The sequence below is a fragment of the Allosaccharopolyspora coralli genome (assembly GCF_009664835.1).
GTDB classification, from domain to species: Bacteria; Actinomycetota; Actinomycetes; order Mycobacteriales; family Pseudonocardiaceae; genus Allosaccharopolyspora; species Allosaccharopolyspora coralli.
Genome location: NZ_CP045929.1, coordinates 601,490 through 626,206, shown reverse-complemented (window position 1 = coordinate 626,206; position 24,717 = coordinate 601,490). Strand labels below are relative to the sequence as shown.

Genomic DNA, 24,717 nt, shown 5'->3' with positions numbered 1-24,717 from the left:
ACCCCTCGCCGGTCGTCAACTGCGCTGGGACAAGTAACTGATCCGCACGTCCTCGCCCGCGGAGATCTCGGTGACGTCGTCGTCGACGACAGCCAAGCAGTTCGCCTCCGCCAGTGACGCGAGCAGGTGCGAACCCGAGTTTCCCAGCGGTTGCACAAGATACGAGCCGGTGTCCGGGTCGCGCAGCAGCTGGCCGCGCAGGAAGCCCCGACGTCCCTTGGTGGAGGTCACCGGGGAGGTCAGGCTCGCGGTCACGGTGCGACGGTGCGGATTCGCCTTGCCCTGCGCCGACCGGATCAGCGGCCGCACCAGCACCTCGAAGACCACCAGCGCGCTGACCGGGTTTGCAGGCAGCAGGAACGTCGGCACCGAGTCCGGACCGAGCCGGCCGAACCCCTGCACCGAGCCCGGATGCATCGCCACCCGCGTCACGTCCAAATCGCCGAGTTCCTGCAACGCCGCGCCCACGTCGGCGCCCGCCGAGCCACCGACACCCCCGGCGATCACCACGATCTCCGAGAGCAGCAGACGCCCCTCGACGACCTCTCGCAGCCGCTGCGGGTCGGCGTCGACGATGCCGACCCGGGTGACCTCGGCGCCCGCATCGCGCGCCGCCGCCGCGAGCGCGTAGGAGTTCACGTCGTAGACCTGCCCCTGACCGGGCGTGCGGTCGACGTCGACGAGCTCGTCACCCACCGAGATCAGCGAGACCCGTGGCCGAGGATGCACGAGGACCTTGCTGCGGCCTACCGCCGCGAGCAGACCCACCTGTGCGGGACCGATCGTCGTGCCGCGCCGCACGGCGACGTCGCCGGTCTGCACGTCCTCGCCGGTGCGCCGGACGTACGCCGCCGACGGCACCGGGTTGCGGACGGTCACCTTCGCGGGGTGTTCGTCGGTGTGGTCCAGCGGCACCACCGCGTCCGCCAGAGTGGGCAGCGGTGCGCCGGTGTCGACCCGGACTGCCTGGCCGGGTTGCAATCGACGCGGCTGCCGCGATCCGGCAGGGATCTCTCCGACCACCGGTAGCACCGCGCCGTCGTCCGAATCGGAGTGCACGTCCACGCTGCGCACCGCATAGCCGTCGACGGCGGCCTGATCGAACCCGGGCAACGCACGTTCAGCCACGACCTCTTCGGCGCACAGCAATCCCTGCGCCTCGGAGATCGCCACGCGCACCGGTGACGGCCGCACCGCGGCAGCGAGAACGCGGGCGATCTGTTCGTCTACTGACCTCATCGTGTCGACCTCTTCCCGGACCGGCTCCGCCGCACCACCCGGGGTCGGCGCGGCGGCGCCCTCAGCTCCTGTTCACCCTCGCGCCGAGCCAGTCCCGCAGGTCCGGCCCGTACTCGGGATCCTCCAGCGCGAAGTCCACCGCAGCTTTGAGGAAACCGCCAGGATTTCCCAGGTCGTGTCGCGCACCTCGGTGAATCACGACGTGCACCGGATGCCCCTCGGAGATCAGCAACGCTACGGCATCGGTGAGCTGAAGTTCACCACCCGCGCCCGGTTCGATCCGGCGCAGCGCGTCGAAGATCGCCCGGTCGAGCAGGTAGCGGCCTGCGGCAGCCAGCCGGGACGGCGCATCGGCGGGCGCGGGCTTCTCGACCATGCCGTGCACGGCTTTGACGTCGTCGTCGTCGGTCGCGGAGACGTCGAAGACCCCGTACGACGAGACCTTGTCGGGCTCCACCTCGAAGGCACACAGAACACTGCCGCCCTGTCGCTCCCGCACTTCGGCCATCCGGCTCAGCACACCGGCAGGCAGCACCAGGTCGTCCGGCAGCAGCACGGCGACGGCTTCCTCCGTCGCGGTGAGGTTCGGCTCGGCGCATCCCACCGCGTGACCGAGCCCCAGTGCCTTGTCCTGGATCGCGGTCTCGGCGGAGATGAGCGCGGGGCCGCGTCGCACCTTGTGAAGCAGATCCGTCTTCCCACGTTCTTCGAGCGTCCGTTCCAGCTCGGGCGCGGACGTGAAGTAGTCGGTCACGGCGCGCTTCTCCGCCGACGTGACGACGACGAGCCGTTCGGCCCCCGACTCGGCCGCCTCACCGGCGACGAGCTCGATACCGGGGGTGTCGACGACGGGAAGCAGCTCCTTCGGGACGGCCTTGGTCGCCGGGAGGAACCTCGTTCCCAACCCGGCCGCGGGCACGATGGCGGTCTGGAACGCGGCAGTCCGGGGCGAGCGCGTCGGGCTGTTCATGGTCCGCGAGCCTAGCCAAGTTGACTACGATGCGTCCTCGTGACTCGACCGGCCCACTCCCCCCTGTCCAAACAACAGTGGCGCGAGACGCTGACACGTGATCGCGCCACCGTGCCCGCGGAGCGGCGTGCGCTGCAGGCATCGGCGCTCACCCGCCTCGCGCTGGAGGTCGTCGCCCGGACCGGCGCGCGGGCCGTGTGCTGCTACGTGCCCGTCGGTGACGAGCCGGGCGAGCTGGCGTTGCTGGACCGGTTGCACGAAACGGGTGTCGAGGTACTGCTGCCGGTCGTCGTCGGCAGGGGGCCACTCGAGTGGGCCCGCTACACCGGTCCGGACTCGCTGGAGCGAGCGGCGTTCGGGCTGCTGGAGCCGAGCGGTGAGCGGCTCGGCGCCGAGGCCGTCGGCCGCGCCGAGGTCGTGTTCGTCCCCGCGCTCGCGGTGGACCGTCACGGCATCAGGCTCGGCAAAGGTGCCGGGTACTACGACCGTTCGTTGGGCGCGGCTCGCCGGGAGGTCGAGCTCGTGGCGGTCGTCGGTGACACCGAGTTCGTCGAAGCCCTGCCCGGTGAGGAACACGACGTACGCATGACGGCTGTGATGACGCCCGAACGAGGTGTGGTCCGGCTACCTGTGTGACGGACCTGTGTTTGCAGCGAGTGCCACTCGTGCCGCATCATGGAGGCTGGCACTCCGTGTCTTCGAGTGCCAAACAGGAGCCCGTGAACGCCAGCACTGCTGGCGGCTTCGGACTCGACCACGGAGCTTCCGGTGTTGCCGCACGTGCCGGCCGCGTCGAGGCTCCCGGCGACCAGGTGCTCCGCCGAGTCGAGCGCCGATGGCGAACCCCCGGAGGTTGACGGCCGTGCCCAAGTACCAGTACGCGTGCACCGAGTGCGGACACGACTTCGAGGTCGTGCAGTCGTTCAGCGAGGACTCGCTCACCGACTGCCCGCAGTGCGAGGGGCGGTTGCGCAAGCTCTTCAACGCCGTCGGGATCGTGTTCAAGGGCAGCGGCTTCTACCGCACCGATAGCCGCTCCGGCTCGGTCACGAGCGGGAACGGATCGAGCAGCTCGTCCGGCAGCGACTCCGGTTCGTCCGGCTCCGGCAGCTCCGACTCCTCCGGGTCCGGCTCGTCGGGCTCCAGCTCGTCCGGGGCCAGTTCTTCCGGGTCCGGCGACTCCGGCAGCTCGTCCGGCTCGTCGGGGTCGAAGGCCACCGCCTCGGCATCCTGAACCCACTCTTCTGCGTGATCCCGCTGTCCTCGGGACGGCGGGTTCACGCGTGTGTGGACCTCGTGTGACCGGCATCGTGGCTGGTCAGCCAGCCAGACACCAGCCTGCGCGGAGTTGTCCACAGGCCGTCGAGTTGTCCACAGTTCGCCTACTTGTCCTGTCCGAGCCGGTCTCCCTCTGCCTAGCTTCGGGGCATGGATTCCCACTCGCGCCGGTGGCGCGCACTTCGTGAGCGGCTACTCGCGCACCTGCCGCAAGGGCCCGGCACTCGGGTGACCTTCCTGCGCCGGATCGCCGCAGCCGCACTTCTCGTACTCGCCGCCGTCCTGGCGGTCCAGCCCTCGGCGACCACAGCGCCCGCAGAGGCGACCGTGTTCGTCGCCGAACGCGACCTCGCGCCCGGACGGCCGCTCGGCCCCGACGACGTGACACCGCGACAAGTGCCCGCCGAGCACGTGCCGAACGGTGCGCTGACGGACTCCTCGCAGGCCACGGGGCGAGTGCTCGCCGCGGCAACCCGTGCCGGTGAGCCGCTTACCGACGTGCGTCTCGTCGGACCGGAGCTGACCCGGCTCACCAGCGGCGACCAAGGGCACGTCGCGGTCCCGGTTCGTCTCGCCGACCCCGACGTCGCCGATCTGCTGCACCAGGGTCGGCGCGTCGACGTCGTCACCACCGCGGAATCGACCTCGCCGGATGCGGGCGCCGTGGTGGCCGAGAACGTGCCGGTCCTGGCGGTCGGGCCGAGTCTCGACACAGCGGGGGAACAGGGCAGACTGCTGGTCGTCGCCGTGCCCGGCGATCGTGCGGCTCAGGTCGCTGCCGACGCGTTGACGCACGCCGTGACAGTGACACTCCGCTGACTCTTCCCCGCTCGGCCGCGTCATCGACGAATCCGAACGCACGCTGTCTACGATCCGATCACGCGAATCGGTCCCACGAATCCGACCAACCTCGAACCCGACCGACAAGGAGCAGCTGTGTTCAAGGGCTTCAAGGACTTCCTGATGCGCGGCAACGTCATCGACCTCGCCGTCGCCGTCGTCGTCGGCAGCGCGTTCACCGCACTCGTCACCGCGTTCACCACGAACATCATCAAGCCGTTCATCGCCGCCGCCGGTGGCGACAACGTCAGCGGCTTGAGCTTCCAGATCGTGGCGGGCAACGAGGCCTCGACGATCGACGTCGCGGCCGTGATCAACGCGTTCGTCACGTTCTTCATCACGGCGGGCGTCGTGTACTTCCTGTTCGTCATGCCGATGCAGAAGATCCAGGAGCGCCGCAAGGCGGGCGAGGAGGAAGGTCCTGCCGAGCCGACCGACGTGGAACTGCTGCTCGAGATCCGCAACCTGCTCCGTCGCGAACAAGGACTGCCCGAGTTGGACGGCCTCGCGGACGAGAACCTCACCTCGGCTCAGTCCACGCAGCAGCACCCGGACCGCAACTGAGCAGTGTCTGGGCTCTGCGGTGGTGATCGCTTTCGGCGCCCCAGCTTGCCGCTCGCGGTGTTGGCCTCGCCTCGACTACCAGCACCGACGCAGCGGCGCCGCCGGCATCGCGAGCGACAACCTGCAAAATCCGGAGCTTTGCCTGTTCTCGGGCCGCGGCGCGAGACCTGCCGGGCATCAAGACAAGAACAGGCGCCGAGAGTGCATCGGGGGAACTGGCTTTTGTGCGACGGGCGCTCAACTCGGGTCGTGATGCGGTGGCCGGTTCTCCCGGTACCAACGCTCCGACTCGTCCCGCCCCTCGGGCTCGTCGCCGGTACTGCCGCTCCGTCGCTCGTCGGACGTGGTGTCGGGCAACACGTCACCGAAAACTTCGGCGAGCCTGCGCGCCCGCTCGGTCTCGGACGGGTGCTGTTCACGAGCCATGCGCCCATCCTGCTCCACCGAACCCCGGACACGACAACCCGCCCGGGTCACAGCCGCACTACCGCAACGGTGATCATGGTGTCACCATGAGTCCACGAAGCGCTCGCGCCGCGTCGGTCGCACCGATCGACGATGCGGACACGCGCAGCGTTCCGAGCCACGGAGGCAGAAGATGAGTTTCCTGGACAAGGCCAAGAACTTCGCCGAGCAGGCGAAGGGCAAGGCGGGCGAACTCGCCGACAAGGCCGGCCCGCACGCCGGTAAGGGCATCGACGCCGCCAAGTCGGGTCTGGACAAGGCCACCGGCGGCAAGTACCACGACAAGATCGAGACCTACGGCAACAAGGTCGAAGACGCACTCAAGCGCGACCAGAACGGTGACGGCGACGGCGGGCAGGACCCGAAGCCCGGCCAGGGGCCGAAGGAGACCTGAGAACTCCGGTCAGACGGTTCTGTTCAGGGTGGGTCGGGTGGCGGAACCTCAGCGGTCGTCAGACTGCGTGAGGTTCCGCCGTCAGCACGGGCACGCTCCCAGAGTGCATTGTGGAACCTGGGCGATCACGTATGACCATGCCTACGGGCACGAAAGCCAGTTCCCGAATGCACTCTCAGCGACGCCGGTCAGGCCGGTTCGAGGCCCGACAGCTGCTCGATGACGTGCGCGACCAGTGGTGTCAGCGTGGCCATTCCGTCGCGGACCGCGGCGCGGGAACCGGCCAGGTTGACGACCAGGGTGCTGCCGGAGACACCGACGAGACCGCGCGAGATGCCCGCATCCACCGCTCCGGCCGCCAGGCCGGAACCGCGCAGTGCTTCGGCGATCCCCGGGATGGGCTGATCCAGGACGCCTGCCGTCGCGTCCGGCGTGACGTCGCGCGGCGAGACTCCCGTGCCGCCGACGGTGATCACCACGTCCACACCGCCGATGACCGCGGTGTTCAACGCGTTGCGGATGTCGACGGTCTCCCCGGCCACCGCGACGGCACCGTCGACGATGAACCCGGCTTCCTCCAGCAACTCGGTGACCAGGGCACCGATGTTGTTCTCCTGCTCCCCGTGGGCGACCCGGTCGTCGACGACGACGACCAGAGCCCTACCCAACCGCTGCGCGCTGCGTTCCATGTCGTTCACCGTAGTAGCAAGCCCCTCGGTGGTCAGATCGAACTCGGCGATCATTTCCGGCGGTTCTCCCCTCTCCCGATCCACGAGACCGCTCGCTCGGTCAACCATGTCGCTGAACTCCTTGCTGTCGGTGAACAATGCGCCCACACTTCGCCGTTTTCGCTCCGCGCCGCCGGTGACACCGCCTGCGGCGAGTGACCGCCATGTCCGATCCTCGACAGATCCGAGTTCGCCGACCGATGCCGTGTCCTCGGCCTCCCGTGCGTCGGGAACAGCGGTGTCGGCCACGGCAGGGTCACCAACGGCGGTGTCGAAGACCCGGCCCGTGGCGGAGTCTCCGACCTGATCGGCGAGGTACCGGCCGACAGCTCCGTCTCGACCGTCCCCTCGTCCGGTTCGGTAACCGCCGCAATCCCGTCGGAGTGTCATCGAGCCCCCTACTTCTGGCCGGAGAGGGTGACGTCGACGGTGCGTTCACCGCCTCCGCCCTCGCCGGCCACGGTCAGCGTCACCTGCGCCCCGGGCGTCTCGGCGCTGACGGCGGCAACGAGCGTGTCGGCGTCGCGGATGGCCCGGTCGTCCATCTTCGTCACCACTTCGCCCTGCCTCAGTCCGGCCCGCTCCGCGGGACTGCCGGGCACGACCTCGGCGACGAGCGCGCCTGCTCGGCGAGCATCGGTGATCTGCACCCCGAGCGTGGTGTGCGTCGCCGACCCGGTCCGGAGCAGTTCGTCGGCGATCCGTCGCGCCTGGTCACTCGGGATGGCGAAGCCGAGCCCCACCGACCCGGCCTGCTGCTGGCCGGACCCGGGGCTGTAGATCGCCGAGTTGATCCCGACGACCCGCCCCTCCATGTCGACCAGCGGCCCACCGGAGTTGCCGGGGTTGATGGCGGCGTCGGTCTGCAGCGCGTTGAGCACGCTGCTCTGCTGCCCGCTCTCACCGCCTGCGCGCACCGGCCGGTCCTTGGCGCTGACGATGCCGCTGGTGACCGTGCCGGACAGTCCGAACGGCGAGCCGATCGCGACGACGTCCGAGCCGACGGGCAGGTCACCGGAGCTGCCGAACTCCGCAGGCTGCAGTCCGGTGATGTCGGCCTTGACCACGGCGAGGTCGGATCTGGGGTCCTTGCCGACAACCCTGACCGGGGCGCTGCGATTGTCGTGGAACAGCGCCGTCATCTGTCCGCGCTCGGCGCCTTCGGCGACGTGGTTGTTGGTGAGGATGTAGCCGTCCTCGGAGATCACCACACCGGACCCCTCACCAGAGCCCTGCGCGGAGTTCACCTGTAGCTGCACCACGCTCGGCAGCACCTTGTCGGCCACGGCCTGCACCGAACCCTGGGGGGCGTTGTTGATGCTGCGCGCGGGAGACGGCGTGTTGAGGGACGTCGAACCCGGGGTGTTCTCGGCTCCCATCCGGTAACCGACGAGACCACCTGCCCCGCCTGCGAGGAGTCCCAGGACCAGCGCGAGCCCGACCGCGCCCGCGACGAGCTTGCCCCCGCCTCCTCGGCGCTTGCCCTGGTTCTCGGGCTGGTGAACCGGGCTCATCGGGTAGTAGCCGTGCTGCTGGCTCGCGTCCTGTTCGCCTTGCCCGTAGTGCCCCTGTGAGTACGCGCCTGGGGGGTACTGGCTCTGCCCGTACCGGCCCTGCTGGCCGGGGTCGTTCGGGCTCCCGCTGCCGGGATACGGCTGGAACTGCGCCGTCGGCGGGTTCTCGCCGTAGTGTCCGGCGCCCGCAGGCGGCGTGCCCAGGCCCTCCGGCGTTCCGGACTGCTGGGGTCGTGTGGTGTGCTCCGGGGCCGCCCCGGCCTGCTCTGGCGAGCCGTGCGGCTGAGGTCCGCCGGCGGCGGTCTCGTCACCGGCGCCGTTCGGACGGGGGTCGTTGTCGGCCATACCCCACACTCTCCCCCGTCGAGCTGAGATGCACCTGAGACGGGCCTAGGAGCTGAACACGAATCGGCTGGTTCAGAGCGCATTGTGGAACTGGGGTAGGTGGTCCGGCACCGCCGCCCCGGAGCCCCTCACTCTGCCGCGGCTGATCACGTACGACCGTGACTCACGAGCACAAAAGCCGGTCAGACCGCACGGAGCCGCTCGGCGATCTGTTCCGGCTTCACGTCGTTGATCCAGACGCGCATCCCGGACTCCGACCCGGCGAGGTACTTGAGCTTGTCGGCGGACCGCTTCACCGAGAACAGCTCCAGGTGCAGCCACGTGAACTCTCGGCCGGTGCGAACCGGTGCCTGGTGCCATGCGGCGATGTAGGGCAGCGGTGCGTCGTAGAGCGCGTCGAGCCGACGCAGCACGTCCAGCTGAACGGCGACGAAGTCGTCGCGTTCGGCCTCGGTGAGCGCGACCAGGTCGGGCACTCGCCGATGCGGCACCACCTGCACTTCGACCGGCCACCGCGCGGCGGCCGGGACGAACGCCGTCCAGTGCTCACCGGCGACCACGACACGGTCACCGCACGCCCGCTCGGCCGCGAGCACGTCCCCGAGCACGTGCGTCCCGTGCGCGTCGAAGTACTCGGACGCCACGCGCAGCATCGTCGCGGTCTTGGGGGTGACGAACGGGTACCCGTAGATCTGACCGTGCGGGTGATGCAGCGTCACGCCGATGTCCTCGCCACGGTTCTCGAAGCAGAACACCTGCTCGACGCCTGGTGTCGCGGACAGCACCCGGGTCCGCTCCGCCCACACGTCGACGACGGTGCGGGCATGCTCGGGGGAGAGCTGCCCGAAGGACGTCGTGTGCTCCGGGGTGAAGCACACGACCTCGCACCGGCCGCGCGCCGGTTCCGACGGCACCAACGGCTGGCACGGAGCCGTCCCCGATTCACCGGTGACCTGCGCGAACGACGGAAACCGATTCTCGAAGACCACGACCTCGTAGTCGCTTTCGGGAATCTCACTCGGCTTGCCCGGCGCCGACGGGCACAGCGGACAGGAATCGGCAGGCGGCTTGTACGTGCGCGTCTGCCGGTGCGCGGCGAGCCCGACCCACTCGCCGGTCAGCGGATCACGCCGCATCTCCGAGGCCGGTGCCTGCGCGGGCAGGTCCCTGAGGTCGTCGGCGTCGCGAGGCGGCGCCGACGGGTCCGTGTCGTAGTAGACGATCTCGCGGCCGTCGGCCAGGGTTCGCGGTGTGATTCTCATGCGCTACCCCCGCGAGAGTCGAGGTCGGCGACCACGAGTTCGTGCACTTCCTCGCTGAGCATCCTGCGCGCGTCGGAGTGCAGCCCGTCGTCGGTGACGAGCACGTCGACCTCGTCGAACCCGACGATGGTGGAGATGCCGACGGTGGCCCACTTGGCGTGGTCTGCGACGACCACCAGCCTGCTCGCGGCCTCCGCGAACGCCCTGTTCGTCTCGCTCTCCTGCAGGTTCGGTGTGGTGAACCCGGCTTTGGCCGCCATGCCGTGCACTCCGAGGAACACCAGGTCCAGGTGCAGGGAGCGCAGCGACTGGACGGCGACCGGCCCGACGAGCGCGTCGGACGGTGTCCGGATCCCACCGGTGAGCACGACGGTGCGGTCGGTCCGCCCGCGCTGCTGGAGAACGTCGGCGACCCGGACCGAGTTCGTGACGACGGTGAGGTCGGCGACGTCGTCGAGAAACCGGGCGAGCGTCCACGTCGTGGTACCCGCGGTGAGGCCGATCGCGGTGCCGGGCCGCACGAACTCGGTGGCGGCGCGGGCGATGGCCTCCTTCTCGGCGAGCTGCCGCACCGACTTCGCCTCGAAGCCGGGCTCGTCGGTGCTGCGTCCGAGCGTCGACGTCGCACCGCCGTACACCTTCTCCACGAGCCCGCCGCGAGCCAACGCGTCGAGATCGCGACGGATCGTCATGTCGGAGACGCCCAGGCGTAGCACGAGGTTGCTCACCTGCACCGCCCCGGCGCGGCGGACCTCGTCGAGGATCATCTCTTGACGTTGTCGTGCGAGCACTGCACTCATTCCGTTCGGGCCGATGGGGCTCCCGTCCAGGCGGAGCTTCGCCGAAACAGGGACACCTGAAACCGTAAGTCAACACAACCGAACACCGAAAGTCCGGGTGACGGACCCAACGCGAGGTGCCGATGTTCGTTACTGTTGGGTTTCCTCGTGCGAACGCGTGCTTCGGCCGGGTAGCCGCATCGTCAGCAGCGCCCCGCCCTCCGGGGCGTCGCCGACCCCGACCTGCCCGCCGTGGCGCTCGGCGACCTGCTTGACGATCGCGAGCCCCAATCCCGAGCCGGGCAGCGTGCGCGCGTCCGACGAGCGGTAGAAGCGCTCGAACACGTGGGGGCGGTCGTCGGGTTCGATCCCCGGCCCCGCGTCCGCGACCTCCAGGACCGTGAAGCCGGGCTCCGTGTCGGGCCTGAGTTCCATCCGCACGGTCCCTCCCGCCGGGCTCCACTTCGCGCCGTTGTCGAGGAGGTTGACCACCGCTCGCTCCAGCGCGGTGGCGTCCCCGAGCATCGACCACGGCTGCACGCGGACATCGAAGTCGACGTCGCCCGCTCGGCGACGAGAACGACTCAGCGCACGCTCCACCACGTCGACGAGTTCGACCGGCTCGTGCACAGCCTGGGGTGCGTCCTCCCGGGCCAGCTCGACGAGATCACCGACCAGTGCCGACAACTCGGTGATCTGCGCGCGCACGTCGGTGAGCATCTCCTTGCGGTCCTCCGACGCCAGGGTCGGAGCGCCCGGCTCGTCGGAGGCCATCAACAGCTCCAGATTCGTCCGCAGCGAGGTCAGCGGCGTGCGCAACTCGTGTCCCGCGTCGGCGACGAGCCTGCGCTGCTGCTCCTGCGACTCCGCGAGCGCACCGAGCATCTTGTTGAAGCTGGTGGTCAGCCGGGCGAGCTCGTCGTCGCCGCTGACCGGGATCGGGCGCAGGTCGCCGGTGCGCGCGATCCGCTCGGTCGCGGCCATCAGCCGCTGCACCGGCAACAGCCCGCCGCGTGCGACGGCGGTCCCTGCGGCCGCCGCGAGCAGGATCCCGGAGCCGCCGATCACCACGAGCACGATGCTCAGCTGCGCCAAGGTGTTCTTCGTCGGACGCAGCGACTGGGCCATGACCAGGGCACGGTCCTGACCCGACGGCAACGCCACCACTCGCGTGTCGCTGCCCTCGTCGGTGCGCAGCGAGTGCGGGATCTGTCCCTGCGCCACGGCGAGTTCCTGCAGACCCGACGGTGGCCGCTGCCCCCTGCCCGAGATCTCGGTACCGTCCGCGAGCACGAGGCTGATCTTCAGGTTCGCCGCAGCGTAGAACGCCGCGGGCGCGGACTGCAGATCCGGTCCCAGTACCTGCGGCCCGGAGACGGCCTGGTTCGCGCGCTCCATGAGGTTGCTGTCGACCTGCTCGTACAAGCTGTCGCGGACGGTGAAGAACGCGCCCAGCGAGATCAGCGCGACCGCGCCCGCCACGCACAAGGCGCCGAGCAGCGTGACCCGGTTGCGCAGCGAGACGCGTTGCCAGCGCCCTGCGGCCGGCCCGCCCGCACGCACCGCGGCAAGCATCCGGCGAAGGGTCACGGTGGCGTCTCCCGCAGCACGTAGCCGACACCGCGCACGGTGTGGATCAGCCGCGGTTCCTCGTCGGCCTCGGTCTTGCGCCGTAGGTAGCCGATATAGACCTCCAGCGCGTTACCCGAGGTCGGGAAGTCGTATCCCCACACGTCCTCCAGCAATCGACCACGGGTGAGGACCTGCTTGGGGTGCGACATGAGCAGTTCGAGCAGGGCGAACTCGGTGCGGGTGAGGCTGATCGAACGCTCCCCGCGTCGCACCTCGCGAGTGCCGGGGTCGAGTTCGAGATCGGCGAACCGGAGCACCTCCGGCGCGCGGCCGTCCACCTCCTCCGGCGGGGTCGCGCGACGCAGCAGTGCCCGCAGCCGGGCGAGCAACTCCTCCAGGGCGAACGGCTTCGGCAGGTAGTCGTCTGCTCCCGCGTCGAGACCGGCGACCCGGTCGGAGACGGCGTCGCGGGCGGTGAGCACCAGGATCGGCAGGTCGTCGCCGATGCTGCGAAGACGACGAGCGACCTCGAGGCCGTCGACCCTCGGCATCATCACGTCGAGGACGAGCGCATCCGGGCGTTGCCCTGACAACCAGTCGAGTGCCTGCTGACCGTCCGCGGCGAGTTCCACCTGGTAGCCGTTGAATTGCAGCGACCGGCGCAGTGACTCGCGCACGGCCCGGTCGTCGTCGACGACGAGGATCCGCATGAGGACAGTGTTCCCCGTAGTTCTGAGAAGCACCTGAGAAGCCCACCGCGCCACCCATCGCAACACCCCCGCTCCGCCCCCTGTGGACAACTCCCCCCACCTGTGGACAGCGGGGTGGCAAATTCGCGCGAATTTGCCACCCCGGGCGCAAAGGGCCTGGTCAGGGCGTGGCGAATTCGCGCGAATGTGCCGGTGGTGTCACGGGGCTCGGGTGGGCGTGGGTGTCTGTGGAGACGAAGGGTTACGCGCGGGGCGTGCCTTCGCACGGGCCGAGCGGTGTGCGGTCGCTCACCACGGACTCATGCCACAGAGTGCACCGGGCCGCTTGTACTGCGCACGACGTGAGCGCGGCGGAACGCTCCGCCTTCGGCACGTCGGGCCGTGCGTCGCGGCCCGGGAACGGCTCAGCGGCCGCCGTTGCGGCCGGGCCGGTCGCCGTAGCGGCGGCGGAACTTCTCGACGCGCCCCTCGCTGTCGAGGACCCGCTGGTTGCCGGTCCAGAACGGATGCGAATCCGAGGTCACGTCCACGTGAATGAGCGGGTAGGTGTTGCCGTCCTCCCACTCGACGGTGGTCTCCGACGTCGCGGTCGAGCGGGTGAAGAACTGCTTGCCCGTCGAGCGGTCCTGGAACACCACCGGCCCGTACTCGGGATGGATACCCGACTTCATCGCGTCGTCTCCTTTCTCGTTCCTCCTCCCGTCGTACCCGGCGACAGGAGGAAACATGCATGGTCACAGCGGCTGTGTGCGCCTCTCGGGAGGAAAACATGAATCGCCTCTCCCTCGTCCAACGGGTCGTTCTCCCTCCCACCACCCGCGCCGTGAGCCGAGGCACCGGGGCATGGTGGCGGCAGCGAAGGCCCGGCAGGATGTCCGGGTGAACACCGCAGGCCCCTTCTCCTCATCCTTGTCCGCAGTCCCGCCCTCGGCGGCAGAGCTCTACGACGTGATGCACCGACGCCGCGACGTGCGCTCGGAGTTCACCGGTGAACCTCTCCCCGACGAGACGCTGCGCCGGGTACTCACCGCCGCGCACAGCGCGCCGAGCGTGGGGTTGACGCAGCCGTGGGACTTCGTGGTCGTCCGCGGCGAGGACACCCGCCGGGCGTTCCGCGAGCACGTCCTGGCCGAGCGGAGCACGTTCGCCGCCGAACTGAGCGGTGAGCGCGCGCAGACCTTCTCGAAGATCAAGGTCGAGGGGGTCGTGGAGTCCTCGCTCGGAGTGGTCGTCACCTACGACCCTGATCGCGGTGCGCCGGCCGTTCTCGGCCGGCACGCGATCGCCGACGCCGGGTTGTACTCGGTGTGCCTGGCGATCCAGAACCTGTGGCTCGCCGCGACAGCCGAAGGCCTCGGTGTCGGGTGGGTGAGCTTCTATCGGGAGGACTTTCTGCGACGACTGCTGGACATTCCGCAGGGCGTGCGCCCGGTGGCGTGGCTGTGTCTGGGGACGGTCCGGCAGCTCGCCGAGACACCGGATCTGGAGCGGCACGGCTGGCGCACACGCCTGCCGCTGGAGGATGTCGTCCATCACGAGAAGTACAGGCGTGGACGCTCCCGGTAGCCTGGATCCGGCATCCCAGTCGGACAAGAGCTGCGAGAGGCGTGGTGCGGCATCACCAACGTCCCCTCCTCGAGGGGCTGATTCCGGAGCAGGACCACAGGTTGCGGTCACTGCTGGATTCCGGGCGCGTGGACGAATGTCAGGAGGGGTTCGAGGAGCTGATCTGTCCCGCACCCGGGGTCGTGGATGACGACTGGCCACGCTCGACGGTGCTGGTGCACCGCGCGTTGATGGCGTGGCGGCTCGGCCGGATCTCCCTGGCACTGGAACTCGCCGCCGAGGGCTGGGCCGAACTCGATCGTGACGAGCCGAGCGGCCCCGCCGCCGCGCACACCCTCAGCATGCTGGGATACCTGCTGGAAGGTCATCGCACGTCGGCGCTGGGGCTGTTGTCGCTGGCCGTGGAGGTGGCACGCGAGTCGGGCGACGAGTCTGCCCTGGCCCACTGCCTGCTCCGGGAGGCGACGGCACTGGTCGCGCGGGCTCTGCACGTCGATGCGCTTTCGATGCAGTGCTACGAGCAGGCGCTCGACCGGTTCGACGAGGCACTCCGGCGGGGCGACGACGGACCGGTCACACGACGCGCTCTGTCGGGCAGCGCCCGTGCGCTGCTCGGGATCGGGCAAGCCGACGAAGCGCACCGACGCGCGAAGTCCGCGCTGGAGCAGAGCATCGCCGAGCAGGACGTGTTCTGTTCGGCGACGGCGTACTGGGCGCTCGGTTCCATCCACCGCGAAGCGGGCGATCTGGAGCTGGCACGGACGAAGACGAGCCGCGCTCTGGAGGCGGGAGAACGCATCCGGGACACGCTGCTGGTGATGCAGTTCTCCGACGATCTCGCCGCGATCTGCCACGAACTCGGCGACTCCGTCGGGGAAGCGGAGGCGTTGCGCCGCACGGTGAACGCGAGTTCGGTGACTGTCTCGACCTTGCAGGAAGGGCTCGGGCAAGCGCTCGAACAGCGTCGCGTCGCGGTGCAGGCGCAGCAGCTGGCGTCCGCTGCGCAGGAGGCGGCCACCCGGGACCCGCTGACCGGGCTGACGAACCGGCTCGGTCTCGAACGGCAGGCACCGGAGCTGCTGGAGCAAACCGCCGCGCAGGGCCGGGTACCGTGGCTGATCCTCATCGACGTCGACTGGTTCAAGGGCGTCAACGACGAGTCCGGGCACGCCGCGGGGGACGTCACGCTGCAGGAGGTGGCGCACCTGCTCCGGAGCGAGACTCGCAGCCGGGATCTGCTCATCCGGTGGGCAGGCGACGAGTTCATCGTCCTGCTCCTCGACCCCGACAACGCGGGGGCCGACGCCGGAGCACTCGTCGCCGAGCGGATCAGGGCGGCGGTGGACTCCCATGACTGGCGCCTCGCCGTCGGCGCCACCGCCCAGCCTCCGACGGTCAGCATCGGTGTCGCCGCGGGTCCCGCGCACCTCGACAGCCTGTTCGCCGCCGCCGACGCCGCGCTCTATCGTGCGAAACGCGCGGGTCGCAACCGCGTGGAGATCGACCACTCCGCCCACGACAACGCGATCACCTCGCCGTGAGCTACGACCCCGCGCCGGAAGTGTCCGCCGGCCGCACTCGGTCGTACTCCATGTGCGTGGCGATTCGGTCCGCGAACTCGCGATCAGCGAATCGCTCGACGATCCACAAGGCGAGATCGACACCGCTGGACACCCCGCCCGCGGTCAGGACGTCGCCGTCGTCGACGACCCGGTCGGTGACCACAGTGGCGCCGGTGGCCCGCAGATCGTCCTGAGCGGCGTGGTGCGTGTTCGCGCGTCGAGCACCGATCACACCGGCGTGTGCCAGCAGCATGGATCCGGTGCACACTCCGGCCGTCACGGCTCGGGTGGCGGCGTCTGTGAGCAGTGGCAGCCAGTCTCCGCGCTCGACTTCGCCCCATGCGCCCGCTTCGGTGCGAGCGGCCCAGCCGCCACCAGGCACGATCAGGAGGTCCGCGCCAGGTGAGTAGGTGGCGTCCGGAAGGAAGCGGAGGCCGTAACTACCCGTCACGTGCTGCTGCGGCTCACGCGTGACGAGTTCGGTCCGGAACTCGGCCCCCAGGCGTTCTGCTCGACGGAACACCTCCAACGGACCGAGAGCGTCCATCTCGTCCACTCCGTCGTAGACCACGATGTCGATGCGCACGATGCGACTCTACGGCGCGGCGAGCCAGTCGGATTCCAGTGATCGCATCGCGACAGCGACGTCCGCTCATTCGACCGCCCGGGTCGACACGGGATCGTGGAGCGCCCACGCGACACCGACGCCCGTCACGGGGTATGCAAGTCGCATGACCTACCAACCGCCGCTGCTGGTCGCACTGGATCTGACAGGGACCTTCGCGTTCGGACTCAACGGGGCGTTGACCGCGGTCCGCGTCGCACGGCTCGACGTGGTCGGCGTCGTCGCCCTCGGCATGATCACCGCGCTGGGCGGCGGCGTCATCCGCGACGTCCTCATCGGGGCGATACCGCCTGCCACGTTCCGCGACTGGCGTTATTTCGCGCTCGCCGTCGCCGGTGGACTGATCGCGTTCGCGCTCAGCAAGGCGCTCGACCGGCTGGGTACCCCGATCATGGTGCTCGACGCGATCGGGTTGAGCACGTTCGCGGTCATCGGCGCGAGCAAAGCACTCGACTTCGGTCTCGGGATCGGCCCCGCGCTCCTGTTGGGAGTGGTGACCGGAGTGGGCGGCGGCACGATCCGGGACATGCTCGTCCTGCGCATTCCGACGGTGCTGCGCAGCGACCTGTACGCCCTCCCGGCCTTGGTGGCGGCCGTGATCACCGTGATCGCTTTCGAACTCGGCTTCTACGGGCTGCCTGCCGCGCTCGCAGCCGCGGCGGTGTGTTTCGTGATCCGCGTGCTCGGCGTGCGGTACCGGCTCCAAGCGCCCGAACCACTCGGCTCGGTCAAGCGACGGAAGGCTTCCGAGGGCGAGTGAGAGTGCGCGGGTTGATCTGTATGGACACCACGTGCTCAACCCGACCACCAAGCAACACTGTCTGCCAGGAGTCCCTACGAGGCGTCGTCGTCCGTGACGGTCAGCGGCTCGGCTGCCTGTGCGGCGGCGGTGACTCGCTGCAGGGTGTCGATCAGTTCGCGGTTGGCGCCATGGTCGGAACGCTGGAGCGCGCAGCGCAGCGCGTGCGGGATGCCGGTGGCGCGGGCGCGCAGCTCGCGGCCTGCGGGGGTGAGGCTGACCAGCACGCGGGACTCGTTGTCGCTGGCACGGCGCCGCGTGACCAACCCGTGGGTTTCGAGTCGTTTCAACAGTGGTGACACGGTGCCGTAGTCGAGCTGCAAGGCTTCGGTGAGGTCTTTGACCGGACGGGTGTCGCGCTCCCAGAGGACCAGCAGCACGAGGTACTGCGGGTAGGTCACCCCCAACTCGGTGAGCAGCGGGCGGTACAGCTCGGTGACGGCCCTCGACGCGGCGTACAGCGCGAAGCACAGCTGGTTCTCCAGCTGAAGGTCCTGCGCACCCTCGAGGTCGTCGGGGTGTTGTGCCTGCGATGTCGCCATGGCCCGACGGTAGACGGCACGCAGCTCGGACTCAAAGTCCTCGTGGCCCAGGTGCTGGTGTGCCCCTGATTCACCGCATCCGAGTGTAGGCAGACCGGGAGCGGGGAACGCCTGGAGCACGGGTTCGTGGTGCGCGATCCGGCTTTGTTCCGAGCCGCCCACCCGTTGCGCCGCGATGTTGCGTAGGCCCAGATCGTGTACCTAGTGTGCAAGGACCTGGAGCACCATTTCTTGGTGGACGATGACTACCGGAGGACGAATGCGAGCCACGTTGATCTACGGCGCCGGTGACGTCCGGGTGGAAGACGTGCCGGACGCGAAGCTGGCCGAGCCCACCGACGCGCTGGTGCGGATCACGCGAGCCTGCATCTGCGGCAGCGACCTGTGGCCGTACAAGCAACGGGAGGCCACCGCGACCGGAGATCGGATCGGGCACGAGTTCATCGGTGTGGTCGAGGAAGTCGGCTCCGCCGTGACCGGGTTCGGCCCCGGCGACGTGGTCGTAGCACCGTTCCTGATCAGCGACGGCACCTGCGAGTTCTGCGCCGAGGGGCTGACCTCCTCGTGCGAGCACGGCGGCGGCTGGGGCGCAGGCACCGACGGCGGCCAAGGGGAAGCCGCCCGGGTGCCGCTGGCCGACGGCACGCTGGTGAAGCTGCCGGTCTCGGCGGACGACCCGCTGATGCCGTCGTTGCTGACCCTCTCGGACGTGTTCGCCACCGGCCATCACGCCGCGATCTGCGCGCGGGTGGGAGCCGGTTCGCGAGTCACCGTGATCGGTGACGGCGCGGTCGGTCTCTCGGCGGTGCTGGCCGCCAAGCGGCTCGGCGCCGAGCAGGTCGTCCTGATGGGCAGGCACCCCGATCGCACCGATCTCGGTCGCTCGTTCGGCGCCGACGAGGTCGTCGCCGAGCGAGGCGAAGAAGGCGCCACGCGGGTACGCGAACTCACCGGCGGCAACGGCACCCCGGCGGTACTGGAGTGCGTGGGCACCGAGCAGGCCCTGGAGACGGCGCTCGGGGTCGTCCGCGCCGGTGGCGCGGTGTCCCGAGTGGGTGTGCCGCAGTACGAGAAGGGCCGCCTGGACTTCTCCCACGTGTTCTTCCGCAACGTCTCCATCGTCGGCGGTGTCGCGCCGTCGCGCGCTTACATCCCCGAGCTGCTGGAGGACGTGCTCTCCGGCGAGATCCAGCCCGGCCGGGTCTTCGACCGCACGGTCGGCCTCGAACAAGTTCCGGAGGGCTACCGCGCGATGAGCGACCGCGAGGCACTCAAGGTGCTCGTCACCCCGTAAGCGAACGGGAGGTTCGCGATGTTGGACTCGTACGTGACGCTGGGGCGCTCCGGACTCCGGGTGAGTCCGTTGTGCCTGGGCACGATGACGTTCGGACAGGACTGGGGCTGGGGTGCCGACGAGCACGAGTCGCGCGCCGTGCTCTCGCGTTACCTGGAGCGCGGCGGCAACTTCGTCGACACCGCCAACATCTACACGAACGGCCACTCGGAGAAGATCATCGGCGATCACTTCGCCGACCACCCGGGGCTCCGTGACCGCGTGGTGCTGGCCACGAAGTTCTTCGCCAACCTCTACCCCGGTGATCCCAACGGTGGCGGCACCGGACGCAAGGCGGTCATGAGTGCGGTCGAGGAGTCGCTGCGCCGGTTGCGGACCGACCACATCGACCTCTACTGGATGCACGCCTGGGACCAGGACACTCCGATCGAGGAGACGATGCGGGCGCTCGACGACCTAGTCGGCGCGGGCAAGGTGCGCTATGTCGGATTCTCCGACACCCCGGCATGGAAGACCGCCCAGGCGCACACGCTGGCGCAGTCGCGCGGGTGGACACCGCTGACCGCGTTGCAGGTCGAGTACTCGTTGCTCGAGCGCACCGTGGAAGGCGAGCTGCTGCCCATGGCCGAGGACCTCGGCCTGGGTGTCACCCCGTGGAGTCCACTCCGGGGTGGTCTGCTGTCCGGCAAGTACACGCGGGAGAACGCGGGAACCGCGCAGTCCGACCGCGGACCGAACCTGACGGGCCAGTTGTCCGAACAGGACTACGCGCTGATCGACCAGCTGCGGGCGATCGCGGACGGTCACGGCGTGTCGGTGGCGGCTGTTGCGCTGGCGTGGGTCCAGCAGCGTTGCCGGGTGCACTCGACCATCATCGGCGCGCGTCGGCTCGACCAACTCGAAGCCAACCTGTCCGCGCTGGAGATCGAGTTGAGCACCGACGAAATGTCCACTCTGGACAAACTGTCGCAACCGCGCCTGGACTTCCCGGCCGACTTCCTGCAACACACCCCGCACATCGCCCACGCCGGAGCCACGGTCAACGGCCAGGAGACCCGGACACCGGCCAATCTTCCGGCGTCCGACGCGGATCGATACTGAACTGCCCGCAACACCCCGTATCGCAAGGAGGAACGACATGAGCATCGTCTACACCGCGGAAGCCGTCTCCAGCGGCGGCGGCCGAGACGGGCAGGTTCGCTCGTCGGACAAGCAGATCGACGTGCCGGTGCGAATGCCGACCGCGATGGGCGGCGACGGCCAGGGCACCAACCCCGAGCAGCTGTTCGCCGCGGCCTACGCCACGTGCTTCCACGGCGCACTGCGGCTCGTGGCCAGAAACGACGACGTCACCGTTCCCGACGGAACAACCGTCGACGCGGAAGTCGGCATCGGACCGGACGAGACCAGTTTCGGTCTCAACGCCACGATGACCGGCCACTTCCCGGGTATGGACCAGCAGGCCGCCGACGACCTGATGCACAAGGCTCACCAGGCCTGCCCGTACTCGAAGGCCACCCGCGGCAACATCGACGTCACGCTGCGGGCCACGGTCTGACACCGGCTCGGAACGGTCTCGACGAGGACTGGAGGACGTTCTCCGTGGCTCTGATCAGTAGTTCCGGATTCGCCCACGTGCGACTGACCGTCACAGATATCGCCCGCTCGAAGGCGTTCTACGACGAAGTGCTCGGCTGGCCCGTGGTCATCGACAGTTCCGATCGCGCCGACGAGGCGGCGGTGCGGGAATCGCCGGAGCAGTTCTACGGCGGCACCGTGTACCAAACCCCCGGCGGAGAACTCCTCGGGCTTCGCCCGGTGGCCCCGTCGGGACAGCGGTTCGACTCCGAAAACACCGGCCTGGACCACCTCAGCTTCTGGGTCGACTCACGGGACGAACTGGTGACCGCCCGCGACCGGCTCGACGCCGCCGGGGTCACCCACGGAGAGGTCATCGACCTGCCCGACTCCGGGCTGGCCATCCTTTCGTTCAGCGATCCCGACGGGATCCACCTCGAACTGACCGCCTCCCTGGCCTGAGCGGCCACCCGATCCGGTCCTTCCGGGCACGCATGGGCCCGGTGCGCACGCACGACCCACGGGGGGCCGTGCCCGGGAGGACCACCCCAGCACAACGACGCGATCGAGGAGCAACGATGCGAGCCGTGCAGGTTGCCCGAGCGGGCGCTCCGCTCGAACTGGTCGAACGAGACATGCCCCAGGTCCGCGACGATCAGGTCCGGGTGCGGGTCGAGGCGTGCGGGGTGTGTCACAGCGACATGTGGGCCAAGGAAGGAGTGCTACCCAGCACCCCGTATCCGATCGTTCCCGGCCACGAGATCGTGGGCGTGATCGACGAACTCGGCCCGGCGGTGACCGGGCCCTGGCAGCAGGGAGAGCGCGTTGGGGTCGGCTGGTTCGGCGGCTCCTGCCACCACTGTGAGTCGTGCAGGCGAGGCGACTTCGTCACCTGCCCGAACAGCCCCGTCCCCGGGATCACGTTCGACGGCGGCTACGCCGACTACGTGGTCGTCTCGGCCGACGCCTTGGCCCGGATACCCGAGGAACTCTCCTCGACCGAGGCCGCACCGCTGCTGTGCGCAGGCGTGACCACGTATCACGCACTGCGGGAGAGCACCGCTCGGCCGGGTGACCGCGTCGCGGTGCTCGGCGTCGGCGGCCTGGGCCACCTCGGCATTCAGTTCGCCGCCCGGATGGGCATGGAGGTCGTCGCGATCTCCCGCGGTCCCGCCAAGGCCGACCTCGCGCGAAAGCTGGGCGCGCACCACCACATCGACAGCCAGGCCACCGACCCGGGCCAGGCGCTCACGGAGCTCGGCGGAGCGCAGGTCGTGCTCGCGACCGCGTCCAGTGGCGAAGCGGCCTCCCAAACCGTGCCCGGCCTCGCGCCACGCGGGCAGCTGCTGGTGCTCGGCGCGGCGAACGACCCGCTGCAAGTGGCCGCTCCCTCACTGATCATGCCGGGCGCCTCGATCGTCGGACATCCCTCCGGCACCTCGAAGGACTCCGAGGACACGCTCCGATTCAGCCGGCTCACGGACATCCGTCCGATGATCGAGACCGTGCCGCTGGACGAAGCGGCCGACGCCTACGAAAAAATGATCACCAACGAGGCGCGGTTCCGCATGGTCCTGACCACCTGATCGATCATCGAGCCGGAAGGAGGATTCGTCATGGCACTGGTGCGAGTCGGCACCGAGAACAGCGCCGAGGTCGAGCTGTACTACGAGGACCACGGCTCGGGAAATCCGGTGGTGCTCATCCACGGATGGCCGCTGTCCGGCCGGGCCTGGGAGAACCAGGTGCCCGTGCTCGTCGAAGCGGGCCACCGCGTGATCACCTACGACCGCCGCGGTTTCGGTCGTTCCTCACAACCGTGGGGCGGCTACGACTACGACACGTTCGCCGCCGACCTGAACGCTTTGCTCACCCACCTCGACCTGCGGGACGCGACCCTGGTCGGCTTCTCGATGGGCGGCGGCGAGGTCGTCCGCTACCTGAGCCGCTACGGCACCGACCGCGTGTCCAAGGCCGTGCTGGCCGCTGCCGTCCCGCCGTACCTCTACCAGAGTTCGGACAACCCCGGCGGCGGGTTGGACGACGCGACGATCCAGCAGTTCCGCGACGGCGTGCGCGGCGACCGCATCGCGTTCCTCGACGGGTTCGTCACCAACTTCTTCGCCACGGGCGAGCGCTCCGACCTGGTCAGCGAACCCACCCGTCTCTACCACCGCGAGATCGCGTCGTTCGCGTCGCCGAAGGGAACCCTGGACTGCGTCGGCGCGTTCGGCCTGACCGACTTCCGGGACGAGCTCGCCGAGATCTCCGTGCCCACGCTGGTGATCCACGGCGACTCGGACATGATCGTGCCGTTCGAGGTCAGCGGCAAGCGCTCCCACGAGACACTCGCCCACGGCTCGCTGGCCCTGATCGAGGGCGGCCCGCACGGCCTCAACACCACGCACCCGGAGCAGTTCAACCGCGCGCTGCTCGACTTCCTGTCCTGACGCGGATTCGAACGGACGGGCCGCCGGATCCGGCGGCCCGTTCACTCTCGAGCCCGACGCACCGCACGCCTGCTACTTGCCCACGCGCTCCCGGTGTCGGCACCCGGGCCAGCAGCAGGGTCGGCGCCGGCCTTCTCCCAACTCTTCTTGAGTCCGGCGAATGCGGCGCCCCCGAGTCGCCGTCTGCTTGGCGTCCTCGACCCAGCAGATGAACTCGTTGCGGGCCAAGGGTGTGATGTCCGCCCAGGCAGCCAGTGCCGTGGGGTTCGCGAGCAGCGCCTCGCTCAAGTCTGCGGGCAGCTCGTGCACAACCCCACCGGGCACCTCTCGGCTGTTCACGCGCCCACGGTAGCGCCCCGGAGCCGCGCCCGCGTCATGACAATTCTGTCGTCGCTGTCGGCTGTCGTCAGCCTGACATCGGCAAGGCGCGGCTGAGGCCGGAAGAACCGCGTCGCGTCACGATGGGGAACCACGACGCGCCCTTGAGAAGTTGGCTACGTCGCAGTCGTTGAGGCGGACGCGTGTGGGCAGTCGGCGGCGGGAGCCGGACGGACGGCGGCGCAAGCGACTGCGATCGCGAGCCAGAGCGTGCCGAGCAATGGAATCGCCACAATGCACTCAAGACGGCCACGAGCACACCGACGAGCGCGATCAACACGAAGGTCGCCCGCCATGTCAGGGCGTCACCGAGGAACGCCCCGAACGGCACGCCGGTGAACAGGGCGACGGTGAGTCCCGCAGTGACCACCGCCAAGTATCGGCCGCTCTCTCCGTCGGGGGCGGCCATCCCTGCGATCACCATGCAGGTCGGCGACACAGCGGCGGCTGCCAGCCCGGCGACGACCCGCAGCAGCAGGGTGAGGGTGAACTCGTCGCTGACCGCGACCGCAGCGTTGGCCACCGCGAAAATCACCAATGCCCCGGTCAGCACCGATTTCTTGTTCAGTCTGTCGGTCAGGAACGCGAGCATCGGCGCCCCGGCGGCGAACGCGATCGCGAAAGCAGTGACCAACAGTCCCGCGGTTCCTGGCGTCACCTCGAGGTCGCGGGCCACGTCCGGCAAGATCCCCGAGATCACGAACTCGTCGGTGCCGAGGGCGAGCATCCCGACGAACAAGCACAACAGCCACACCGGATAACCGGCAGCTCCGACACGCCTCATCCCCAGTATCCATTCTATAATCGACGAACATCGAACGATTGTCAGAGTACGATCGAGGAGTGGCTGCCGCAACACACCCCTCGATGGAGTCCCTCAACCTCCCCACGGTGCTGCACGCATTAGCCGACCCCATCCGTCTGGGACTCGTTCGACTCCTCAGCGACGGCGAAGAGCGGGCCTGGGGTGACCTGGACGCGCCGATCGCCAACTCCACGCTCAGCTACCACCTCAAAGTGCTGCGATCGGCCGGAATCACGCGCACCCGCGAAGAGGGCAAGCGATGCTTCGTCCGGCTTCGCAACGACGACCTCGAAGATCGCTTCCCCGGGCTCTTGACCACCACGCTGACACTGGCGTCCGGCTCGGCAACGGGCATTGCCGAAGTGGGGCTACACAGCACCAAGCAGTAGACGCCACGTGACGACAAGCGTGAGCGCAGCTCCCCGCACCTCGAGCGAGGTGGCGGGTCAGCGAGGACT

Annotated in this window: 29 protein-coding genes and 1 pseudogene; 15 read left to right on the top strand and 15 right to left on the bottom strand. The window is 69.2% G+C overall.

Translation table 11 applies throughout. From position 1 onward, the window contains the following. Positions 1 to 15 precede the first annotated feature (15 nt). Complete coding sequence (gene glp / locus GIY23_RS02985; protein WP_154075266.1) at positions 16 to 1,239, bottom strand: molybdotransferase-like divisome protein Glp; 1,224 nt, start codon at positions 1,237 to 1,239, stop codon at positions 16 to 18. Positions 1,240 to 1,300: 61 nt separating this feature from the next. Further along, entirely contained in the window at positions 1,301 to 2,209 is a 909-nt protein-coding gene (locus GIY23_RS02980; protein WP_154075265.1) for a UTP--glucose-1-phosphate uridylyltransferase, read from the bottom strand. 39 nt (positions 2,210 to 2,248) lie between these two features. Here GIY23_RS02980 and GIY23_RS02975 point away from each other — a divergent pair, with 39 nt between their 5' ends. Together GIY23_RS02975 and GIY23_RS23275 are read left to right on the top strand one after the other, a co-directional pair. Continuing rightward, positions 2,249 to 2,845, top strand: coding sequence for a 5-formyltetrahydrofolate cyclo-ligase (locus tag GIY23_RS02975; RefSeq protein WP_154075264.1), 597 nt, complete (start codon positions 2,249 to 2,251; stop codon positions 2,843 to 2,845). Between the two features lie 199 nt (positions 2,846 to 3,044). Further along, positions 3,045 to 3,212: pseudogene (locus GIY23_RS23275) on the top strand (FmdB family zinc ribbon protein); the annotation flags it as partial. Positions 3,213 to 3,226: 14 nt separating this feature from the next. Here the strand turns inward: GIY23_RS23275 and GIY23_RS23270 are convergent. Then, a complete protein-coding gene (locus GIY23_RS23270; protein WP_323847507.1) occupies positions 3,227 to 3,490 on the bottom strand; it encodes a hypothetical protein in 264 nt (87 codons plus the stop codon). Positions 3,491 to 3,637: 147 nt separating this feature from the next. Between GIY23_RS23270 and cpaB the strand changes: the two genes are divergently transcribed. Beyond that, positions 3,638 to 4,306, top strand: coding sequence for a Flp pilus assembly protein CpaB (gene cpaB / locus GIY23_RS02965; RefSeq protein WP_154075262.1), 669 nt, complete (start codon positions 3,638 to 3,640; stop codon positions 4,304 to 4,306). 117 nt (positions 4,307 to 4,423) lie between these two features. After that, positions 4,424 to 4,891: a large conductance mechanosensitive channel protein MscL gene (gene mscL / locus GIY23_RS02960; RefSeq protein WP_154075261.1), complete on the top strand. Its 468-nt coding sequence runs from the start codon at positions 4,424 to 4,426 to the stop codon at positions 4,889 to 4,891. A gap of 237 nt (positions 4,892 to 5,128) precedes the next feature. Here the strand turns inward: mscL and GIY23_RS02955 are convergent, their stop codons facing one another. After that, positions 5,129 to 5,317 carry a hypothetical protein gene (locus tag GIY23_RS02955; RefSeq protein ID WP_154075260.1) on the bottom strand — a complete coding sequence of 63 codons (189 nt, stop codon included), beginning with the start codon at positions 5,315 to 5,317 and terminating at the stop codon, positions 5,129 to 5,131. A 172-nt stretch (positions 5,318 to 5,489) separates the two neighbouring features. Between GIY23_RS02955 and GIY23_RS02950 the strand changes: the two genes are divergently transcribed. Further along, on the top strand, positions 5,490 to 5,750 hold the full coding sequence (locus GIY23_RS02950) for an antitoxin (RefSeq protein WP_154075259.1): 261 nt from the start codon (positions 5,490 to 5,492) through the stop codon (positions 5,748 to 5,750). 188 nt (positions 5,751 to 5,938) lie between these two features. Here GIY23_RS02950 and GIY23_RS02945 read toward each other — a convergent pair whose 3' ends face one another. The 7 genes from GIY23_RS02945 to GIY23_RS02915 form a co-directional block, all read right to left on the bottom strand. After that, complete coding sequence (locus tag GIY23_RS02945) at positions 5,939 to 6,439, bottom strand: MogA/MoaB family molybdenum cofactor biosynthesis protein (protein ID WP_154078565.1); 501 nt, start codon at positions 6,437 to 6,439, stop codon at positions 5,939 to 5,941. 437 nt (positions 6,440 to 6,876) lie between these two features. After that, positions 6,877 to 8,337, bottom strand: coding sequence for a S1C family serine protease (locus GIY23_RS02940; protein WP_154075258.1), 1,461 nt, complete (start codon positions 8,335 to 8,337; stop codon positions 6,877 to 6,879). Between the two features lie 182 nt (positions 8,338 to 8,519). Next, on the bottom strand, positions 8,520 to 9,599 hold the full coding sequence (gene galT / locus GIY23_RS02935; RefSeq protein ID WP_154075257.1) for a galactose-1-phosphate uridylyltransferase: 1,080 nt from the start codon (positions 9,597 to 9,599) through the stop codon (positions 8,520 to 8,522). Continuing rightward, a complete protein-coding gene (locus GIY23_RS02930; RefSeq protein WP_154078564.1) occupies positions 9,596 to 10,390 on the bottom strand; it encodes a DeoR/GlpR family DNA-binding transcription regulator in 795 nt (264 codons plus the stop codon). The genes galT and GIY23_RS02930 overlap by 4 nt, the downstream gene beginning before the upstream one ends. A gap of 138 nt (positions 10,391 to 10,528) precedes the next feature. Next, positions 10,529 to 11,953 (bottom strand): HAMP domain-containing sensor histidine kinase, encoded by a 1,425-nt coding sequence (locus GIY23_RS02925; protein WP_154075256.1) that lies wholly within the window; start codon positions 11,951 to 11,953, stop codon positions 10,529 to 10,531. A gap of 11 nt (positions 11,954 to 11,964) precedes the next feature. Beyond that, positions 11,965 to 12,660 (bottom strand): response regulator transcription factor, encoded by a 696-nt coding sequence (locus GIY23_RS02920; RefSeq protein ID WP_154075255.1) that lies wholly within the window; start codon positions 12,658 to 12,660, stop codon positions 11,965 to 11,967. A 404-nt stretch (positions 12,661 to 13,064) separates the two neighbouring features. After that, a complete protein-coding gene (locus GIY23_RS02915) occupies positions 13,065 to 13,331 on the bottom strand; it encodes a type B 50S ribosomal protein L31 (protein WP_154075254.1) in 267 nt (88 codons plus the stop codon). A 238-nt stretch (positions 13,332 to 13,569) separates the two neighbouring features. Between GIY23_RS02915 and bluB the strand changes: the two genes are divergently transcribed. Together bluB and GIY23_RS02905 are read left to right on the top strand one after the other, a co-directional pair. Continuing rightward, entirely contained in the window at positions 13,570 to 14,226 is a 657-nt protein-coding gene (gene bluB, locus GIY23_RS02910; RefSeq protein ID WP_267313246.1) for a 5,6-dimethylbenzimidazole synthase, read from the top strand. Positions 14,227 to 14,327: 101 nt separating this feature from the next. After that, complete coding sequence (locus tag GIY23_RS02905) at positions 14,328 to 15,767, top strand: GGDEF domain-containing protein (RefSeq protein ID WP_228717514.1); 1,440 nt, start codon at positions 14,328 to 14,330, stop codon at positions 15,765 to 15,767. A 1-nt stretch (position 15,768) separates the two neighbouring features. On the opposite strand, the gene GIY23_RS02900 is transcribed toward GIY23_RS02905, so the two are convergent. Beyond that, a complete protein-coding gene (locus GIY23_RS02900; protein ID WP_154075252.1) occupies positions 15,769 to 16,374 on the bottom strand; it encodes a DJ-1/PfpI family protein in 606 nt (201 codons plus the stop codon). A gap of 145 nt (positions 16,375 to 16,519) precedes the next feature. Between GIY23_RS02900 and GIY23_RS02895 the strand changes: the two genes are divergently transcribed. After that, positions 16,520 to 17,173 (top strand): trimeric intracellular cation channel family protein, encoded by a 654-nt coding sequence (locus GIY23_RS02895; protein WP_154075251.1) that lies wholly within the window; start codon positions 16,520 to 16,522, stop codon positions 17,171 to 17,173. A 74-nt stretch (positions 17,174 to 17,247) separates the two neighbouring features. Here GIY23_RS02895 and GIY23_RS02890 read toward each other — a convergent pair whose 3' ends face one another. Next, positions 17,248 to 17,754 (bottom strand): MarR family winged helix-turn-helix transcriptional regulator, encoded by a 507-nt coding sequence (locus GIY23_RS02890; protein WP_154075250.1) that lies wholly within the window; start codon positions 17,752 to 17,754, stop codon positions 17,248 to 17,250. A 259-nt stretch (positions 17,755 to 18,013) separates the two neighbouring features. Here GIY23_RS02890 and GIY23_RS02885 point away from each other — a divergent pair, with 259 nt between their 5' ends. The 6 genes from GIY23_RS02885 to GIY23_RS02860 all read left to right on the top strand — a co-directional run bounded on the left by GIY23_RS02885 (position 18,014) and on the right by GIY23_RS02860 (position 23,076). Then, positions 18,014 to 19,048, top strand: coding sequence for a zinc-binding dehydrogenase (locus tag GIY23_RS02885; RefSeq protein ID WP_154075249.1), 1,035 nt, complete (start codon positions 18,014 to 18,016; stop codon positions 19,046 to 19,048). Between the two features lie 18 nt (positions 19,049 to 19,066). Next, positions 19,067 to 20,149: an aldo/keto reductase gene (locus tag GIY23_RS02880; protein ID WP_154075248.1), complete on the top strand. Its 1,083-nt coding sequence runs from the start codon at positions 19,067 to 19,069 to the stop codon at positions 20,147 to 20,149. A 37-nt stretch (positions 20,150 to 20,186) separates the two neighbouring features. Further along, the gene (locus tag GIY23_RS02875) at positions 20,187 to 20,606 is read left to right on the top strand and encodes an organic hydroperoxide resistance protein (RefSeq protein ID WP_154075247.1); all 420 of its coding nucleotides are present in this window, start codon (positions 20,187 to 20,189) and stop codon (positions 20,604 to 20,606) included. Positions 20,607 to 20,650: 44 nt separating this feature from the next. Further along, the gene (locus GIY23_RS02870; RefSeq protein ID WP_154075246.1) at positions 20,651 to 21,088 is read left to right on the top strand and encodes a VOC family protein; all 438 of its coding nucleotides are present in this window, start codon (positions 20,651 to 20,653) and stop codon (positions 21,086 to 21,088) included. A 116-nt stretch (positions 21,089 to 21,204) separates the two neighbouring features. Continuing rightward, on the top strand, positions 21,205 to 22,212 hold the full coding sequence (locus GIY23_RS02865; RefSeq protein ID WP_154075245.1) for an alcohol dehydrogenase: 1,008 nt from the start codon (positions 21,205 to 21,207) through the stop codon (positions 22,210 to 22,212). A gap of 30 nt (positions 22,213 to 22,242) precedes the next feature. Beyond that, complete coding sequence (locus GIY23_RS02860) at positions 22,243 to 23,076, top strand: alpha/beta fold hydrolase (RefSeq protein ID WP_154075244.1); 834 nt, start codon at positions 22,243 to 22,245, stop codon at positions 23,074 to 23,076. A 72-nt stretch (positions 23,077 to 23,148) separates the two neighbouring features. Here the strand turns inward: GIY23_RS02860 and GIY23_RS02855 are convergent, their stop codons facing one another. Together GIY23_RS02855 and GIY23_RS02850 are read right to left on the bottom strand one after the other, a co-directional pair. Continuing rightward, positions 23,149 to 23,415 (bottom strand): YdeI/OmpD-associated family protein, encoded by a 267-nt coding sequence (locus GIY23_RS02855; RefSeq protein ID WP_154075243.1) that lies wholly within the window; start codon positions 23,413 to 23,415, stop codon positions 23,149 to 23,151. Between the two features lie 67 nt (positions 23,416 to 23,482). Then, positions 23,483 to 24,238 carry an MFS transporter gene (locus GIY23_RS02850; RefSeq protein WP_154075242.1) on the bottom strand — a complete coding sequence of 252 codons (756 nt, stop codon included), beginning with the start codon at positions 24,236 to 24,238 and terminating at the stop codon, positions 23,483 to 23,485. 59 nt (positions 24,239 to 24,297) lie between these two features. Here GIY23_RS02850 and GIY23_RS02845 point away from each other — a divergent pair, with 59 nt between their 5' ends. Further along, the gene (locus GIY23_RS02845; protein ID WP_154075241.1) at positions 24,298 to 24,648 is read left to right on the top strand and encodes an ArsR/SmtB family transcription factor; all 351 of its coding nucleotides are present in this window, start codon (positions 24,298 to 24,300) and stop codon (positions 24,646 to 24,648) included. Positions 24,649 to 24,717 lie beyond the last annotated feature (69 nt).

Bases quoted from the DNA above. Each gene is read 5' to 3' on its own strand.
- GIY23_RS02945 (WP_154078565.1), bottom strand. From the start codon at position 6,439: ATGGAACGCAGCGCGCAGCGGTTGGGTAGGGCTCTGGTCGTCGTCGTC.
- GIY23_RS02955 (WP_154075260.1), bottom strand. From the start codon at position 5,317: ATGGCTCGTGAACAGCACCCGTCCGAGACCGAGCGGGCGCGCAGGCTC.
- GIY23_RS02890 (WP_154075250.1), bottom strand. From the start codon at position 17,754: ATGGCGACATCGCAGGCACAACACCCCGACGACCTCGAGGGTGCGCAG.
- GIY23_RS02920 (WP_154075255.1), bottom strand. From the start codon at position 12,660: ATGCGGATCCTCGTCGTCGACGACGACCGGGCCGTGCGCGAGTCACTG.
- GIY23_RS02895 (WP_154075251.1), top strand. From the start codon at position 16,520: ATGACCTACCAACCGCCGCTGCTGGTCGCACTGGATCTGACAGGGACC.
- GIY23_RS02850 (WP_154075242.1), bottom strand. From the start codon at position 24,238: ATGAGGCGTGTCGGAGCTGCCGGTTATCCGGTGTGGCTGTTGTGCTTG.
- cpaB (WP_154075262.1), top strand. From the start codon at position 3,638: ATGGATTCCCACTCGCGCCGGTGGCGCGCACTTCGTGAGCGGCTACTC.
- GIY23_RS02915 (WP_154075254.1), bottom strand. From the start codon at position 13,331: ATGAAGTCGGGTATCCATCCCGAGTACGGGCCGGTGGTGTTCCAGGAC.
- GIY23_RS02865 (WP_154075245.1), top strand. From the start codon at position 21,205: ATGCGAGCCGTGCAGGTTGCCCGAGCGGGCGCTCCGCTCGAACTGGTC.
- GIY23_RS02940 (WP_154075258.1), bottom strand. From the start codon at position 8,337: ATGGCCGACAACGACCCCCGTCCGAACGGCGCCGGTGACGAGACCGCC.
- GIY23_RS02980 (WP_154075265.1), bottom strand. From the start codon at position 2,209: ATGAACAGCCCGACGCGCTCGCCCCGGACTGCCGCGTTCCAGACCGCC.
- GIY23_RS02875 (WP_154075247.1), top strand. From the start codon at position 20,187: ATGAGCATCGTCTACACCGCGGAAGCCGTCTCCAGCGGCGGCGGCCGA.
- GIY23_RS02885 (WP_154075249.1), top strand. From the start codon at position 18,014: ATGCGAGCCACGTTGATCTACGGCGCCGGTGACGTCCGGGTGGAAGAC.
- GIY23_RS02860 (WP_154075244.1), top strand. From the start codon at position 22,243: ATGGCACTGGTGCGAGTCGGCACCGAGAACAGCGCCGAGGTCGAGCTG.
- GIY23_RS02925 (WP_154075256.1), bottom strand. From the start codon at position 11,953: ATGCTTGCCGCGGTGCGTGCGGGCGGGCCGGCCGCAGGGCGCTGGCAA.
- GIY23_RS02880 (WP_154075248.1), top strand. From the start codon at position 19,067: ATGTTGGACTCGTACGTGACGCTGGGGCGCTCCGGACTCCGGGTGAGT.
- GIY23_RS02950 (WP_154075259.1), top strand. From the start codon at position 5,490: ATGAGTTTCCTGGACAAGGCCAAGAACTTCGCCGAGCAGGCGAAGGGC.
- galT (WP_154075257.1), bottom strand. From the start codon at position 9,599: ATGAGAATCACACCGCGAACCCTGGCCGACGGCCGCGAGATCGTCTAC.
- glp (WP_154075266.1), bottom strand. From the start codon at position 1,239: ATGAGGTCAGTAGACGAACAGATCGCCCGCGTTCTCGCTGCCGCGGTG.